We start from the raw sequence: 15420 nt of genomic DNA, 5'->3' as shown, positions 1-15420 counted from the left end.
CACCCCGACGAATGTCAGGGTGGCCGCCCTGCGGCGCGTTGGCGCATGATGGAGGGGCCTTCGTACTCTTCGTACGTGGGTACGTGTCCGGGTCCGGGGGAGTGGTCTCGTGTCGAATCCGTCGTGGCAGCCGGCGCCTTGGCCGCCGCAACACAGCAACCAGCCCTCGATGCTGGCCGCACACGCCGACCGGGAGCGTGCGGTCGATGTGCTGCGGGCGGGATTCGCCGAGGGGCGGCTGCCGCAGGGGGAGTACGAGAAGCGCGTGGAGCGGGCCTATCAGGCGCGTACCGTCGGTGAGCTGAGCACGCTCGTCGCGGATCTGCCGCAGGGGCCCGTGCCGCAGCAGGCGTATCCGGTGGCGCCCGTGCCGCGGACGTTCCTGCCGGTTCCGCCGCCGCCCACGAACGGGAAGGCGATCGGCGCTCTGACCTGCGGTGTCGCCACGTTCTTCACGATGGGTCTGACCGGGATCCCGGCCGTGGTCCTCGGGCACATGGCCCGTAACGAGATCCGTCGCACGGGGGAGCAGGGCGACGGCATGGCCGTCGGCGGCCTCGTGCTCGGGTGGCTGACGATCGCGGGCTGGGCGTTGTTGCTCACATTTGTGATCGTGGCGGCGAGCACCGGAGGCTGAATCCCGGGCTGACCAGCGCCCGGCGTGTCCTGGCTGCGGGGTATTTGTTTTGACCGCAGCGTATGAGATAGGTACGCTCAGACCTTGTGCCTGGGGTGTGCCTGGGCTCCTGTGCGTGTCATCAGCCGCACGGCGAGTCCGGATCAGTCCTCTCAGTTCTGATCATGGGCCACCGCAATCTGCTGCTTCCCGCCCTTTCGGCGGGGGTCTGCAGTATTCGACACACCCGACCGCGTGGGTCGGCAAAGTTCCAGGTTAGCTTTACTATTCGGCACACAGAAACCGGAGAAGTAGTGCCTACGATCCAGCAGCTGGTCCGTAAGGGCCGGCAGGACAAGGTCGAGAAGAACAAGACGCCCGCACTCGAGGGTTCGCCCCAGCGCCGTGGCGTCTGCACGCGTGTGTTCACGACCACCCCGAAGAAGCCGAACTCGGCCCTGCGGAAGGTCGCGCGTGTGCGTCTGACCTCCGGGATCGAGGTCACGGCCTACATTCCGGGTGAGGGACACAACCTGCAGGAGCACTCCATCGTGCTCGTGCGTGGCGGCCGTGTGAAGGACCTGCCTGGTGTTCGTTACAAGATCATCCGCGGCTCGCTCGACACCCAGGGTGTCAAGAACCGCAAGCAGGCCCGCAGCCGCTACGGCGCCAAGAAGGAGAAGTAAGAATGCCTCGTAAGGGCCCCGCCCCGAAGCGCCCGGTCATCATCGACCCGGTCTACGGTTCTCCTCTGGTGACCTCCCTCATCAACAAGGTGCTGCTGAACGGCAAGCGCTCCACCGCCGAGCGCATCGTGTACGGCGCCATGGAGGGCCTGCGTGAGAAGTCGGGCAACGACCCGGTCATCACGCTGAAGCGCGCGCTCGAGAACATCAAGCCGACCCTCGAGGTCAAGTCCCGCCGTGTCGGTGGCGCGACCTACCAGGTTCCGGTTGAGGTCAAGCCCGGCCGCGCCAACACCCTCGCGCTCCGCTGGCTCGTCGGTTACTCCCGCGCCCGTCGCGAGAAGACGATGACCGAGCGTCTGACGAACGAGCTGCTCGACGCCTCGAACGGCCTCGGTGCTGCCGTCAAGAAGCGCGAGGACACGCACAAGATGGCCGAGTCCAACAAGGCCTTCGCGCACTACCGCTGGTAGTCGCTACCCACATCGAGACCGAGAGAAGACTGAAGCCTTATGGCTACCACTTCACTTGACCTGGCCAAGGTGCGCAACATCGGCATCATGGCTCACATCGACGCGGGCAAGACGACGACGACCGAGCGGATCCTGTTCTACACCGGCGTCTCGTACAAGATCGGTGAGGTCCACGACGGCGCTGCCACGATGGACTGGATGGAGCAGGAGCAGGAGCGTGGCATCACGATCACGTCCGCTGCCACCACCTGTCACTGGCCGCTCGAGAACGACGACTACACGATCAACATCATCGACACCCCCGGGCACGTCGACTTCACCGTTGAGGTGGAGCGCTCCCTGCGTGTGCTCGATGGTGCTGTGACGGTGTTCGACGGCGTCGCCGGCGTTGAGCCGCAGTCCGAGACGGTGTGGCGTCAGGCCGACCGTTACGGCGTGCCGCGCATCTGCTTCGTGAACAAGCTGGACCGCACGGGTGCCGAGTTCCACCGCTGCGTCGACATGATCGTCGACCGCCTCGGTGCGACCCCGCTCGTCATGCAGCTGCCCATCGGTGCAGAGGCCGACTTCCAGGGTGTCGTCGACCTCGTCACGATGAAGGCGTTCGTCTGGTCGGCCGAGGCCGCCAAGGGCGAGGCGTACGACATCGTCGACATCCCCGCCACGCACGTCGAGGCTGCCGAGGAGTACCGCGGCAAGCTGCTCGAGGCCGTCGCGGAGAACGACGAAGAGATGATGGAGCTGTTCCTCGAGGGCCAGGAGCCTTCGGTGGAGCAGCTGTACGCGGCCGTGCGTCGCATCACCATCGCCTCCGGCAAGGGCGGCGACACCACCGTCACCCCCGTGTTCTGTGGCACCGCGTTCAAGAACAAGGGCGTTCAGCCCCTGCTCGACGCCGTCGTGCGCTACCTGCCGACCCCGCTCGACGTCGAGGCCATCGAGGGCCACGACGTCAAGGACCCCGAGGTCGTCGTCAAGCGCAAGCCGTCGGACGAGGAGCCCCTGGCTGCCCTCGCGTTCAAGATCATGAGCGACCCGCACCTCGGCAAGCTCACCTTCGTCCGGGTTTACTCGGGCCGCCTGGAGTCCGGCACCGCCGTGCTGAACTCCGTCAAGGGCAAGAAGGAGCGCATCGGCAAGATCTACCGCATGCACGCGAACAAGCGTGAGGAGATCGAGTCGGTGGGCGCCGGTGACATCGTCGCCGTCATGGGTCTGAAGCAGACCACCACGGGCGAGACGCTCTGTGACGACAAGAACCCGGTCATCCTGGAGTCCATGGACTTCCCGGCGCCGGTCATTCAGGTCGCCATCGAGCCGAAGTCCAAGGGTGACCAGGAGAAGCTGGGTGTCGCCATCCAGCGCCTCTCGGAGGAGGACCCCTCCTTCCAGGTGCACTCGGACGAGGAGACCGGCCAGACCATCATCGGTGGTATGGGCGAGCTTCACCTCGAGGTCCTTGTCGACCGCATGAAGCGCGAGTTCAAGGTCGAGGCCAACGTCGGCAAGCCGCAGGTCGCGTACCGCGAGACGATCCGTCAGGCCGTCGAGCGCGTGGACTACACCCACAAGAAGCAGACCGGTGGTACCGGTCAGTTCGCCAAGGTGCAGATCGCGATCGAGCCGATCACCGAGTCGGACGGCCCGGCGTACGAGTTCGTGAACAAGGTCACCGGTGGCCGCATCCCCCGGGAGTACATCCCGTCGGTGGACGCGGGTGCGCAGGAGGCCATGCAGTTCGGCATCCTGGCCGGCTACGAGATGACGGGCGTCCGCGTCACGCTTCTCGACGGTGCCTACCACGAGGTCGACTCCTCCGAGCTCGCCTTCAAGATCGCCGGTTCGCAGGCCTTCAAGGAGGCCGCGCGCAAGGCCAAGCCCGTGCTGCTCGAGCCGATGATGGCCGTTGAGGTCACCACGCCCGAGGACTACATGGGTGAGGTCATCGGCGACATCAACTCCCGCCGTGGCCAGATCCAGGCCATGGAGGAGCGCAGCGGCGCTCGCGTCGTGAAGGGCCTCGTGCCCCTCTCGGAGATGTTCGGCTACGTCGGAGACCTCCGCAGCAAGACCTCGGGTCGCGCAAGCTACTCGATGCAGTTCGACTCCTACGCCGAGGTTCCCCGGAACGTCGCCGAGGAGATCATCGCGAAGGCCAAGGGCGAGTAACCCACCCGGTTTCACGCTTTAGGCTTGACACCATCCGCCGGGGTTTCGACCCCGCCCCAGGGAGAGCGACCCCGGCGGCTGGCATCCCAGCAAAGATCACCTGGCGCCGATGAGTAAGGCGTACCAGAACCACTCCACAGGAGGACCCAGTGGCGAAGGCGAAGTTCGAGCGGACTAAGCCGCACGTCAACATCGGCACCATCGGTCACATTGACCACGGTAAGACGACCCTCACGGCCGCCATTACCAAGGTGCTGCACGACGCGTACCCCGACCTGAACGAGGCCTCGGCCTTCGACCAGATCGACAAGGCTCCTGAGGAGCGCCAGCGCGGTATCACGATCTCCATCGCGCACGTCGAGTACCAGACGGAGACGCGTCACTACGCCCACGTCGACTGCCCCGGTCACGCGGACTACATCAAGAACATGATCACGGGTGCCGCGCAGATGGACGGCGCCATCCTCGTGGTCGCCGCCACCGACGGCCCGATGCCGCAGACCAAGGAGCACGTGCTCCTGGCCCGCCAGGTCGGCGTTCCGTACATCGTCGTCGCCCTGAACAAGGCCGACATGGTGGACGACGAGGAGATCCTGGAGCTCGTCGAGCTCGAGGTCCGTGAGCTCCTCTCCGAGTACGAGTTCCCGGGCGACGACGTTCCGGTCGTCAAGGTCTCGGCGCTCAAGGCGCTCGAGGGCGACAAGGAGTGGGGTGAGTCCGTCCTCAACCTGATGAAGGCTGTCGACGAGTCCATCCCGGAGCCCGAGCGTGACGTCGACAAGCCGTTCCTGATGCCGATCGAGGACGTCTTCACGATCACCGGTCGTGGCACCGTCGTCACCGGTCGTATCGAGCGCGGCATCCTCAAGGTCAACGAGACCGTCGACATCATCGGCATCAAGACCGAGAAGACCACCACCACGGTCACCGGTATCGAGATGTTCCGCAAGCTCCTCGACGAGGGCCAGGCCGGTGAGAACGTCGGTCTGCTCCTCCGTGGCATCAAGCGCGAGGACGTCGAGCGCGGCCAGGTCATCATCAAGCCGGGTTCGGTCACGCCGCACACCGAGTTCGAGGCGCAGGCGTACATCCTGTCGAAGGACGAGGGTGGCCGTCACACCCCGTTCTTCAACAACTACCGCCCGCAGTTCTACTTCCGCACCACCGACGTGACCGGCGTCGTGACCCTCCCCGAGGGCACCGAGATGGTCATGCCGGGCGACAACACTGAGATGACCGTTGAGCTCATCCAGCCCGTCGCGATGGAAGAGGGCCTGAAGTTCGCCATCCGTGAGGGTGGCCGCACCGTCGGCGCCGGCCAGGTCATCAAGATCAACAAGTAAGCTCCGCTTGCTTGTTGAGCCCCTCGGGGCTTGATGTCTGGTAGCTCCTGCGAGCTCCGAAAGGGCCCGTACGACTTCGGTCGTACGGGCCCTTTTGCATGCCCTCTCACGCCCGCGCCCGCGTCGGCCGCCACAGCCACGGCCGGGCCGCCGGGGACAGGCCCGCGACGGTCGGACCCCGCCGGTCCGCGGCCAGGGCCGGGCCGCCCACGGCCGGCGGGGCCGGGACCGGCAGCGAGCGGCCGGCCTCGAGGAGCCGGAGGCGGCCCGTGGTGTCGCGGCCGAGCAGGTAGGGCCCGGCGGCGGTCACCGGGCCGTAGCCGGGGAAGTCCGGGTCCGGGTTGCCCGGGGACAGCAGGCGGTCGGAGGCCGGCGGGCGGTAGTAGAGGCGGCTGCCCGCCGCGGCTATGGCGTCCGCGGCGACGGGCAGGCCGGTCAGTGGCGCGGGCCCTTCGGGGGTCCAGTGGTGGACGGTGTCGCGCCCGGGGGCGTAGACGTGCACCTGCCCGTCGTCGCCGATGACCGCGGTGAGGCCGTCCTGGACGGGGCCGCCGCCGAGGTCGCGCCAGGGGGACCAGGCTCCGGCGCTGTCACGGACGCGGGTGCTGAGGCCCTGGGAGGCGTTGCGTACGAAGAGGTGGACGCGGCCGTCGGGAGCGGTGAGCGCCACCGGGACGCCGGTGCGGCGGCCGCGGTCGGGGTCGTCGTCCGGCGTGCCGAGGCTCGTCCAGGGGCCGTACGCGCGGGGGCCGCGCTGCTCCAGGGCCACGATCTCGCGGACGGCCTCGGTGCCTTCGCCGCCGAGCGCGGCGAGCCGCAGGCCGAGGATCAGCCGGCGCCCGTCGGGCAGTGCGGCGTGGCCGAGGACCGGGGCGAGCGGGCCGCCGCCGAGGTCGACGGGGGCGGTGAAGTGCCCGTCGCGCACCTCGTAGCGGACCGCCCGCAGGCCGAGCACGCCGTACGCGGTGAGGCGTCCGTCGGGGGTGGGTGCGAGGGCCAGGCGCGGGCCCGGGTGGCGGTGGTGGGTGGCGCGGACCCAGCCCTTGCGGTTGGTCAGGGGGCGGTCGCCGCCCACGTTGTAGTCGCCGCAGCCCGCCGGGTTGCCGCACGGCCAGTCGGGGGCGGCGCCGTACGGGACCAGGTGCGCGGCCTTCTGGGCCAGGACCCGCGGGGGGAGGTTCTTGGGCCAGTGCCGGTTGTAGTAGCCGCGGAAGGCGGTGGCGGCGAAGGCCGGGGGGCCGCCCGGTTCCTCCTGGGCCCAGCGGATCAGGGCGGCCCAGCTGAAGCAGGCCACGGCCGTGTGGTCGGCGTGGTCCGAGTAGCCGGGCTGCTCGCTGTCGCGCAGCCGGGCGGCCCGGTCGCTGTGCTGGATGTCGGGGTCCGGGTCGAGGGTGTGCACGAGGGTCGGGCGGTAGCGCCGCAAGAGCTCCACCAGGACCGTGACCAGGGACGTGTGGTCGTACCTCTGGACCGTGCGCAGCGGCGAGCCGGCCGGGACGAAGGTGTCAAGGCGGGCACCGCGATCGCGCCACAGCGCCGGTACGCCCATGTGGCCGTCGGGGGTGTGCATCGCGAGGTCGAGATGGACCAACTCGACGCTGTGGCCCCGGTGTTGGAGACGGTCGACCTCGGCCTCGAAGCCGCTGGGCAGGCGGATCACGTCCGTGGTCCAGCGGCTGAAGACGGGCAGGCCGAGCTGGGCCGCGTACGACTGGCGCAGGCCCTGGTGGCGGGCGGCGGAGTAGGCCGCACGGTCGGCGGCGGGAGCGGGGCCGCGTCCACCCGGCACCCTGTTCCTGCCGTCGGCCTCGCCGGCGGTGACGTACACGCAGACGAGCGGGGTGCCCGCGGCGAGCACCTGCTGCGTGTCCGGGTTCATGAAGTACAGGTCGTCGTCGGGGTGGGCGAGGACCTGGAGCAGCAGGGCGCGCTCGGCCTGGGCGGCGGGGCGGCCGGTCGCGGGGGAGGGGGCGGTGGTGCGCGGCGGGTCGGCGGGGGTGAGGCGGGAGCAGGCGCCGAGCGGTCCCGCGGCGGCGAGCGCGGCGCCGGTGGCCAGCAGCCGGCGGCGGGAGACGCCGCGCTCGGCGGGCTGCTCGGGCCGGGTTATCGCAGGTCGCTGCCGCACGGTCGCCCACACTCCGTCCGCTGACGAGGCCTTCGGCCAGGTACTTCACCTGGCTGGAGCGTCACCGCGGGGACCGGATTCCATGCGCGTACGTGTTCGGTTCACCCGGACGGGGAGCCGTCAGGCGGTGTCGAAGTCCCAGCGGGCGCCGAGCAGTTCGAGCCGGTCGCGGTACTCCGCGGCGTCGGTCCACTCCGGCGGCCAGTGCGCGGTGCCGCGCCGGGCGCCCGCGAAGGCGCCGGCCAGGGCGGCGGTCGCGGCGGAGGCGCCGGAGGTGTGGGCGGCGCGGCGCAGCGCGTGGCGGGGGTGCCCGTCGACGGACAGGTACGCGTACAGAGCCCCGGCGAGGACCTCGTCGGCGGTCCAGGAGGCGCCGCCGGCGCGGCCGGGCTCCAGGTTCGGGTCCTCGTCGCGCAGGGCCCGGGCCACGTGGTCCAGGGCCTCGAGGCACTCGTCCCAGCCCTGGGAGATGTAACCCGCGGGACTCTCGGCGCCCGCCCGCGCGGCCAGCTCGCCGAGCCAGTCCGTGCGGTACGTCCGGCGGGACGCGGCCGCGTGGGCACGCAGCGCCTCGAGGAGTCCGGCGGGCTCGTGGCGGTGGGAGAGGAGGTGCACCGCGTGCGCGGCCAGGTCGCTCGCGGCGAGGGCCGTGGGGTGCCCGTGGGTCAGCGCGGCCTGCAACTGGGCTGCTCCCGACCGCTGTTCGGCGCTCAGGTACGGGGTGAGACCGACGACCGCCGCGCGTACGACGGCGGCGCAGCCCTTCGACTGCAGGGCGGAGGCGGACTGCCAGGGCACCGGTTCGGCGAGGGCGGTACAGGCGTCGACCGTGGTGCGACCGGGGGAGCGGTCGTTGTCGGGCGAGCGCAGCCAGCGCACGAGGTGGGTGCGCAGGGCGGCGGTCACGGCCGCGGGCGTCAGCCAGGGCGGTGCGGGCAGCGCGCCCCGCGTGGTGAGGCTGTGCCGCGCCTCGGCCTCCGTCAGGGGCGCCTTCACCGCGACCTCCGCGAGCGCCTCACCGACAGCGAGCGCCAGCTGCGTCTGGTCCGATACGCGGACCAACTCGCCCTCGTACAGCGGGAGTTCCATCTTCTCCCAGCTGCCGTAGGCCGCTGTGATCCGGTCCATGGGCAGGCTCGACAGGGGGCGGCCCATGGCGTCGCCGACGGCGAGTCCGAGTAGGGCGCCGCGCGCCGCGCGCCACACGCGCGGGGCGGGCGGCTGGTCGGCGAGGTCGTACAGGGCGTCGAGGCTCGGGGCGGTGGCGAGCGGGCCGGCGATCACACGGCCGGTCGGAGGCTTGGCGGCGAGCTCCCGCAGGGCCGCGGTCGGGGCGAGCCCCCGGGCCCTGGCGTCCTGGAGGCGGAGGAAGCAGGAGCTGTCGTTGACCGCCTTGGTCCCGGCGTCGCGCCGCGGGATCCGGTCGGCGGCCCCGTGCGCGCCCTCCCCGTCGGCCGCCCACACGTACTGCGTGACGGTGCCCTGCCCGTCGGCCACGGCGAGGTACTGCACGGGCAGCCCGGTGGTGGTCGCGTACCGCTCGGGGCCGCTGACGGGGTGGAACGGCAGGTCTTCCTCGAAGCGCGGGTTGATGTACTTGCGCTCGACGAACCGGGGGGCGGGGAGCTCAGGCATGCGCCCCATCATCACAACCGGACGAGCCGTGCACGCCGGGTGCACCCCGGGTTTGACCTCCGTCACACACCGGGTACTCTCTTCGGCTCGATTGGCCTGAGACATGCCCCGTATGGCAGACTGTCGGGGTTGCTCGGTTGAGTGCCGATGCTGCGCGCCTCCCGCCGGGAGGACCGGAAGCGAGTCCCACAGTACTCGTCGCCCCATCTGCCGTTCGCGGCAGCGCTGGAGCGGACGTACGGGAATCTTCCGGGAAGCTCAGCAAGGGGCGAGACCAGGCGCCTGGTGGGTTTCTTCCCCCAGCCTTGCGGCTTCGGGCCGCAGCTCCTGTAGCAGGGAATCCGTAGGGATATTTCTGACAGCGAGACTGCGACACGCCCGACCGCGTGGGTCGGAGGAAGTGTGAAACAGGGCCCCCAGGAGCCAGAGCGTTACGAGAGACAGGACTACTAAGTAGCCATGGCGGGACAGAAGATCCGCATCCGGCTCAAGGCCTACGACCACGAGGTCATCGACTCTTCGGCGAAGAAGATCGTCGAGACGGTGACTCGCACTGGTGCGTCGGTCGCGGGCCCGGTGCCGCTGCCTACCGAGAAGAACGTGTACTGCGTCATCAAGTCGCCGCACAAGTACAAGGACTCTCGCGAGCACTTCGAGATGCGCACGCACAAGCGCCTGATCGACATTCTCGACCCGACCCCCAAGACCGTTGACTCTCTGATGCGACTCGACCTCCCGGCCGGTGTCGACATCGAGATCAAGCTCTAAGGGTTGGTGATCTGAGAATGGCTAAGCAGATCAAGGGCATCCTGGGCGAGAAGCTCGGCATGACGCAGGTGTGGGACGAGAACAACCGTGTTGTTCCGGTCACCGTCGTCAAGGCCGGCCCGAACGTCGTGACCCAGGTCCGCACGAACGACGTCGACGGCTACGAGTCCGTCCAGATCGCGTTCGGCGAGATCGACCCGCGCAAGGTGAACAAGCCCCTCAAGGGCCACTTCGCCAAGGCCGACGTGACCCCGCGCCGCCACCTGGTGGAGCTCCGTACCTCCGGCGCCAGCGAGTACACGCTGGGCCAGGAGATCACTGCCGAGGTCTTCGAGTCGGGCGTCAAGGTCGACGTCACGGCGAAGAGCAAGGGCAAGGGCTTCGCCGGTGTCATGAAGCGCCACAACTTCAAGGGTGGCAAGGCGTCGCACGGTGCCCACCGTGTGCACCGTATGCCCGGTTCCATCGGTGGCTGTGCCACTCCCGGCCGTGTCTTCAAGGGCATGCGCATGGCGGGTCGCATGGGCAACGAGCGGGTCACCACCCAGAACCTGACCGTTCACGCCGTTGACGCGGAGAAGGGCCTGCTCCTCATCAAGGGCGCGGTTCCTGGTCCGAACGGCGGCCTCGTCCTGGTCCGCACCGCGGCCAAGGGGGCCTGAGGACTATGAGCACCATTGACATTCTGTCGCCCTCCGGCGACAAGACCGGGACCGTTGAGCTCCCGGCCGAGATCTTCGACGTTGAGAAGATCAGCGTTCCGCTGCTCCACCAGGTTGTCGTCGCGCAGCTGGCCGCGGCCCGTCAGGGCACGCACAAGGTCAAGCGTCGTGGCGAGGTCCGTGGTGGCGGTAAGAAGCCTTACCGCCAGAAGGGCACCGGCCGCGCGCGCCAGGGTTCGACCCGCGCTCCGCAGTTCGCGGGCGGTGGCGTCGTTCACGGCCCCACGCCGCGTGACTACTCGCAGCGGACCCCGAAGAAGATGAAGGCCGCGGCCCTGCGCCACGCCCTCACCGACCGGGCCCGCAACGCTCGCATCCACGTCGTCACCGGCGTGGTCGAGGGTGGCGTCTCCACCAAGGCCGCCAAGTCGCTGCTCGGCAAGATCTCGGAGCGCAAGAACGTGCTCCTGGTGATCGACCGTGCCGACGAGGCCTCGCTGCTCTCCGCTCGCAACCTGCCCCAGGTCCACATCCTGGAGCCGGGCCAGCTGAACACGTACGACGTTCTCGTCTCGGACGACGTGGTCTTCACCCAGGCCGCTTTCGAGTCCTTCGTGTCTGGCGCGCCGGCTGTATCGGCTGCTGACACCGAAGGGAGCGAAGCCTGATGGCTACGCGTCACCCGAGCATCGCCTCGAAGGCCGCCAAGGCCGCCAAGGCCGCGCGCGTCGCCAAGGCGAAGCGCCACGCCACCGAGGGCAAGAACACCGTCGAGACCCCGCTGAGCAAGAGCTTCACGGACCCCCGTGACGTTCTCGTCAAGCCGGTCGTCTCGGAGAAGAGCTACGCGCTTCTCGACGAGGGCAAGTACACCTTCGTCGTGGCGCCGGGCGCCAACAAGACCCAGATCAAGCAGGCCGTCGAGGCGGTCTTCTCGGTCAAGGTCACGGGCGTCAACACGCTCAACCGCCAGGGCAAGCGCAAGCGCACCCGCACCGGTTTCGGCAAGCGTGCCGACTCCAAGCGCGCGATTGTGACCCTCGCTGAGGGCGACCGTATCGACATCTTCGGCCAGGCCTCCTAACGGAGCGCCCTGGTCCGAATATCGGACGAGGACTGAGAAATGGGAATCCGCAAGTACAAGCCGACTACGCCGGGCCGTCGTGGCTCCAGCGTCGCCGACTTCGTCGAGGTCACGCGGTCCACGCCGGAGAAGTCGCTGGTCCGCCCGCTGCACAGCAAGGGCGGCCGTAACAACGCCGGTCGTGTGACCGTTCGCCACCAGGGTGGTGGCCACAAGCGCGCCTACCGCGTGATCGACTTCCGTCGTCACGACAAGGACGGCGTGCCGGCGAAGGTCGCGCACATCGAGTACGACCCGAACCGCACTGCGCGCATCGCGCTCCTGCACTACGCGGACGGCGAGAAGCGCTACATCCTCGCCCCGCGCAACCTGCAGCAGGGTGACCGGGTTGAGAACGGCCCCGCGGCCGACATCAAGCCGGGCAACAACCTTGCTCTGCGCAACATCCCGGTCGGTACCACGATCCACGCGATCGAGCTCCGTCCGGGCGGCGGCGCCAAGTTCGCCCGCTCCGCCGGTGCCTCCGTGCAGCTGCTCGCGAAGGAGGGCTCGATGGCCCACCTTCGTATGCCGTCCGGAGAGATCCGCCTGGTCGACGTGCGCTGCCGCGCCACGATCGGCGAGGTCGGCAACGCCGAGCAGTCGAACATCAACTGGGGCAAGGCCGGCCGCAAGCGCTGGCTGGGCGTTCGTCCGACCGTTCGCGGTGTGGCGATGAACCCGGTCGACCACCCGCACGGTGGTGGTGAAGGCAAGACTTCCGGTGGTCGTCACCCGGTCTCGCCGTGGGGTCAGAAGGAGGGTCGTACTCGTTCGCCGAAGAAGGCTTCGAACAAGTACATCGTCCGCCGCCGCAAGTCGAACAAGAAGCGCTAGGAGCGGGTTTAGATGCCGCGCAGTCTCAAGAAGGGACCCTTCGTTGACGGCCACCTCGTAAAGAAGGTGGACGCTCAGAACGAAGCCGGTACCAAGAACGTCATCAAGACCTGGTCCCGCCGCTCGATGATCATCCCCAGCATGCTGGGCCACACGATCGCGGTGCACAACGGCAAGACCCACATCCCGGTGTTCGTCACCGAGTCGATGGTCGGCCACAAGCTCGGCGAGTTCTCGCCGACGCGCACCTTCCGGGGTCACGTCAAGGACGACCGGAAGTCGAAGCGCCGCTAAGGCGGGGTGGAATCGACTATGACTAACACCGAAGGGACAACCATGGAAGCCAGGGCCCAGGCGCGGTACATCCGCGTCACGCCCATGAAGGCCCGCCGCGTGGTGGACCTCATCCGTGGCATGGATGCCACGGAGGCTCAGGCGGTCCTGCGTTTCGCCCCGCAGGCCGCGAGCGTGCCCGTTGGCAAGGTGCTGGACAGCGCCATCGCCAACGCTGCGCACAACTACGACCACACCGACGCCTCGTCGCTGTTCATCAGTGAGGCGTTCGTCGATGAGGGCCCGACCCTGAAGCGGTTCCGTCCGCGTGCCCAGGGCCGTGCCTACCGGATCCGTAAGCGGACCAGCCACATCACCGTGGTCGTCAGCAGCAAGGAAGGAACCCGGTAATGGGCCAGAAGGTAAACCCGCACGGGTTCCGGCTCGGTGTCACGACCGACTTCAAGTCGCGTTGGTACGCCGACAAGCTGTACAAGGACTACGTCAAGGAAGACGTCGCCATCCGTCGGATGATGACGTCCGGCATGGAGCGCGCCGGCATCTCGAAGGTGGAGATCGAGCGCACCCGTGACCGCGTGCGTGTGGACATCCACACCGCTCGTCCCGGCATCGTCATCGGCCGTCGTGGCGCCGAGGCCGACCGCATCCGCGGTGACCTCGAGAAGCTCACGGGCAAGCAGGTCCAGCTGAACATCCTCGAGGTCAAGAACCCCGAGGTCGACGCTCAGCTCGTGGCCCAGGCCGTCGCGGAGCAGCTGTCCTCCCGCGTCTCCTTCCGTCGCGCCATGCGTAAGAGCATGCAGTCGGCGATGAAGGCGGGCGCCAAGGGCATCAAGATCCAGTGTGGCGGTCGTCTCGGCGGTGCCGAGATGTCCCGTTCGGAGTTCTACCGCGAGGGCCGCGTGCCCCTGCACACGCTCCGCGCCAACGTGGACTACGGCTTCTTCGAGGCCAAGACGACCTTCGGCCGCATCGGCGTGAAGGTCTGGATCTACAAGGGCGACGTCAAGAACATCGCCGAGGTTCGCGCCGAGAACGCCGCTGCCCGCGCCGGCAACCGCCCGGCCCGTGGCGGCAACGACCGCCCGGCCGGCCGTGGTGGCCGCGGTGGCGAGCGTGGCGGTCGCGGTCGCAAGCCGCAGCAGCAGTCCGCGCCGGTTGCCGAGGCCCCCAAGGCCGACGCTCCCGCCGCTGCCGCTCCGGCTGCTGAGAGCACCGGAACGGAGGCCTGACCGAAATGCTGATCCCCCGTAGGGTCAAGCACCGCAAGCAGCACCACCCGAAGCGCAGCGGTATGTCCAAGGGTGGCACGCAGGTTGCGTTCGGCGAGTACGGCATCCAGGCGCTCACGCCGGCGTACGTGACGAACCGTCAGATCGAGGCCGCTCGTATCGCCATGACGCGTCACATCAAGCGTGGCGGCAAGGTCTGGATCAACATCTACCCGGACCGCCCCCTCACCAAGAAGCCTGCCGAGACCCGCATGGGTTCCGGTAAGGGTTCCCCGGAGTGGTGGGTCGCCAACGTCAAGCCCGGACGCGTGATGTTCGAGCTGTCGTACCCCAACGAGAAGATCGCGCGTGAGGCGCTGACTCGTGCAGCGCACAAGCTGCCGATGAAGTGCAAGATCGTTAAGCGCGAGGCAGGTGAAGCGTGATGTCGGCCGGAACCAAGGCGTCTGAGCTGCGCGAGCTGGGCAACGAGGAGCTTGTCAACAAGCTTCGCGAGGCCAAGGAAGAGCTGTTCAACCTCCGCTTCCAGGCGGCGACCGGTCAGCTCGAGAACCACGGTCGGCTCAAGGCCGTCCGCAAGGACATCGCGCGGATCTACACCCTCATGCGTGAGCGCGAGCTGGGCATCGAGACGGTGGAGAGCGCCTGATGAGCGAGAAGACTGTGACTGAAGAGACTGCTGCCGCCCGCGGCTTCCGCAAGACCCGTGAGGGCCTTGTGGTCAGCGACAAGATGGACAAGACCGTCGTCGTCGCTGTCGAGGACCGCGTCAAGCACGCGCTGTACGGCAAGGTCATCCGCCGTACGAACAAGCTCAAGGCGCACGACGAGCAGAACGCTGCCGGCGTCGGCGACCGTGTCCTCCTCATGGAGACGCGTCCGCTGTCGGCGACGAAGCGCTGGCGCGTCGTCGAGATCCTCGAGAAGGCCAAGTAGTCCCGCGGGGGCCTCGTGCCCCCGCGCTGCTCAGCTTTCGACAGGCCAAGTAATTCCTGCGGGCAAAACACCGCAGGACAGTTCCGCCAGGCTCGGCCGGGGTCCTCGCAAGAGGCCCCGGCCGGGAACCGGCAGACGATCAGGAGATAGACGTGATCCAGCAGGAGTCGCGACTTCGCGTCGCCGACAACACTGGTGCCAAGGAGATCCTTTGCATCCGTGTTCTCGGTGGCTCGGGTCGCCGCTACGCGGGCATCGGTGACGTCATCGTCGCCACCGTCAAGGACGCGATCCCCGGTGGCAACGTGAAGAAGGGTGACGTCGTCAAGGCGGTCATCGTTCGCACCGTCAAGGAGCGCCGCCGTCCGGACGGCTCGTACATCCGCTTCGACGAGAACGCCGCCGTCATTCTGAAGAACGACGGCGACCCTCGCGGCACCCGTATCTTCGGCCCGGTGGGCCGTGAGCTGCGCGAGAAGAAGTTCATGAAGATCATCTCGCTCGCGCCGGAGGTGCTGTAA

The 15420-nt window shown here is 68.4% G+C and carries 19 protein-coding genes; 17 read left to right on the top strand and 2 right to left on the bottom strand.

From position 1 onward, the window contains the following. Positions 1-169 precede the first annotated feature (169 nt). The 5 genes from ACIBUY_RS12205 to tuf all read left to right on the top strand — a co-directional run bounded on the left by ACIBUY_RS12205 (position 170) and on the right by tuf (position 5287). Positions 170-637 (top strand): DUF4190 domain-containing protein, encoded by a 468-nt coding sequence (locus ACIBUY_RS12205; protein WP_365578020.1) that lies wholly within the window; start codon positions 170-172, stop codon positions 635-637. Positions 638-930: 293 nt separating this feature from the next. Further along, positions 931-1302, top strand: coding sequence for a 30S ribosomal protein S12 (gene rpsL, locus ACIBUY_RS12200; protein ID WP_003948652.1), 372 nt, complete (start codon positions 931-933; stop codon positions 1300-1302). Between the two features lie 2 nt (positions 1303-1304). Next, entirely contained in the window at positions 1305-1775 is a 471-nt protein-coding gene (gene rpsG, locus ACIBUY_RS12195) for a 30S ribosomal protein S7 (RefSeq protein WP_365578022.1), read from the top strand. Between the two features lie 39 nt (positions 1776-1814). Then, positions 1815-3944 carry an elongation factor G gene (gene fusA / locus ACIBUY_RS12190; protein ID WP_365578024.1) on the top strand — a complete coding sequence of 710 codons (2130 nt, stop codon included), beginning with the start codon at positions 1815-1817 and terminating at the stop codon, positions 3942-3944. Positions 3945-4093: 149 nt separating this feature from the next. After that, positions 4094-5287 carry an elongation factor Tu gene (gene tuf, locus ACIBUY_RS12185; protein ID WP_365578026.1) on the top strand — a complete coding sequence of 398 codons (1194 nt, stop codon included), beginning with the start codon at positions 4094-4096 and terminating at the stop codon, positions 5285-5287. A 106-nt stretch (positions 5288-5393) separates the two neighbouring features. Here the strand turns inward: tuf and ACIBUY_RS12180 are convergent, their stop codons facing one another. Further along, complete coding sequence (locus ACIBUY_RS12180; protein ID WP_365578028.1) at positions 5394-7412, bottom strand: PIG-L family deacetylase; 2019 nt, start codon at positions 7410-7412, stop codon at positions 5394-5396. Positions 7413-7532: 120 nt separating this feature from the next. Then, the gene (locus ACIBUY_RS12175; RefSeq protein ID WP_399152500.1) at positions 7533-9047 is read right to left on the bottom strand and encodes an ADP-ribosylglycohydrolase family protein; all 1515 of its coding nucleotides are present in this window, start codon (positions 9045-9047) and stop codon (positions 7533-7535) included. A 459-nt stretch (positions 9048-9506) separates the two neighbouring features. Here ACIBUY_RS12175 and rpsJ point away from each other — a divergent pair, with 459 nt between their 5' ends. The 12 genes from rpsJ to rplN all read left to right on the top strand — a co-directional run bounded on the left by rpsJ (position 9507) and on the right by rplN (position 15420). Then, positions 9507-9815 (top strand): 30S ribosomal protein S10, encoded by a 309-nt coding sequence (gene rpsJ / locus ACIBUY_RS12170; protein ID WP_003948644.1) that lies wholly within the window; start codon positions 9507-9509, stop codon positions 9813-9815. 17 nt (positions 9816-9832) lie between these two features. Beyond that, positions 9833-10477, top strand: coding sequence for a 50S ribosomal protein L3 (gene rplC / locus ACIBUY_RS12165; RefSeq protein WP_365570255.1), 645 nt, complete (start codon positions 9833-9835; stop codon positions 10475-10477). Positions 10478-10482: 5 nt separating this feature from the next. Then, positions 10483-11145 carry a 50S ribosomal protein L4 gene (gene rplD, locus ACIBUY_RS12160; protein WP_365570252.1) on the top strand — a complete coding sequence of 221 codons (663 nt, stop codon included), beginning with the start codon at positions 10483-10485 and terminating at the stop codon, positions 11143-11145. Continuing rightward, the gene (gene rplW, locus ACIBUY_RS12155) at positions 11145-11561 is read left to right on the top strand and encodes a 50S ribosomal protein L23 (RefSeq protein WP_018528352.1); all 417 of its coding nucleotides are present in this window, start codon (positions 11145-11147) and stop codon (positions 11559-11561) included. The genes rplD and rplW overlap by 1 nt, the downstream gene beginning before the upstream one ends. A gap of 39 nt (positions 11562-11600) precedes the next feature. After that, a complete protein-coding gene (gene rplB / locus ACIBUY_RS12150; RefSeq protein WP_365570249.1) occupies positions 11601-12437 on the top strand; it encodes a 50S ribosomal protein L2 in 837 nt (278 codons plus the stop codon). A 12-nt stretch (positions 12438-12449) separates the two neighbouring features. Continuing rightward, positions 12450-12731 (top strand): 30S ribosomal protein S19, encoded by a 282-nt coding sequence (gene rpsS, locus ACIBUY_RS12145; RefSeq protein ID WP_030788278.1) that lies wholly within the window; start codon positions 12450-12452, stop codon positions 12729-12731. Between the two features lie 42 nt (positions 12732-12773). Further along, the gene (gene rplV, locus ACIBUY_RS12140; RefSeq protein ID WP_030359020.1) at positions 12774-13121 is read left to right on the top strand and encodes a 50S ribosomal protein L22; all 348 of its coding nucleotides are present in this window, start codon (positions 12774-12776) and stop codon (positions 13119-13121) included. Beyond that, complete coding sequence (gene rpsC, locus ACIBUY_RS12135) at positions 13121-13963, top strand: 30S ribosomal protein S3 (RefSeq protein ID WP_365570244.1); 843 nt, start codon at positions 13121-13123, stop codon at positions 13961-13963. The genes rplV and rpsC overlap by 1 nt, the downstream gene beginning before the upstream one ends. A 5-nt stretch (positions 13964-13968) precedes the next feature. After that, on the top strand, positions 13969-14388 hold the full coding sequence (rplP, locus tag ACIBUY_RS12130; protein ID WP_059424836.1) for a 50S ribosomal protein L16: 420 nt from the start codon (positions 13969-13971) through the stop codon (positions 14386-14388). Then, a complete protein-coding gene (gene rpmC, locus ACIBUY_RS12125) occupies positions 14388-14612 on the top strand; it encodes a 50S ribosomal protein L29 (RefSeq protein WP_006347226.1) in 225 nt (74 codons plus the stop codon). The genes rplP and rpmC overlap by 1 nt, the downstream gene beginning before the upstream one ends. Then, positions 14612-14899, top strand: coding sequence for a 30S ribosomal protein S17 (rpsQ, locus tag ACIBUY_RS12120; RefSeq protein ID WP_365570240.1), 288 nt, complete (start codon positions 14612-14614; stop codon positions 14897-14899). Before rpmC ends, rpsQ begins: the two co-directional genes overlap by 1 nt. A gap of 152 nt (positions 14900-15051) precedes the next feature. Further along, positions 15052-15420, top strand: a complete 369-nt coding sequence (gene rplN / locus ACIBUY_RS12115) for a 50S ribosomal protein L14 (protein WP_003998823.1) — start codon at positions 15052-15054, stop codon at positions 15418-15420.

The sequence above is a fragment of the Streptomyces sp. NPDC050085 genome, from assembly GCF_044460595.1.
In the GTDB taxonomy this organism is placed as follows: Bacteria; Actinomycetota; Actinomycetes; order Streptomycetales; family Streptomycetaceae; genus Streptomyces.
Note: the sequence above shows the minus strand (reverse complement) of the source record. Positions and strands in the feature narration are given on the sequence as shown.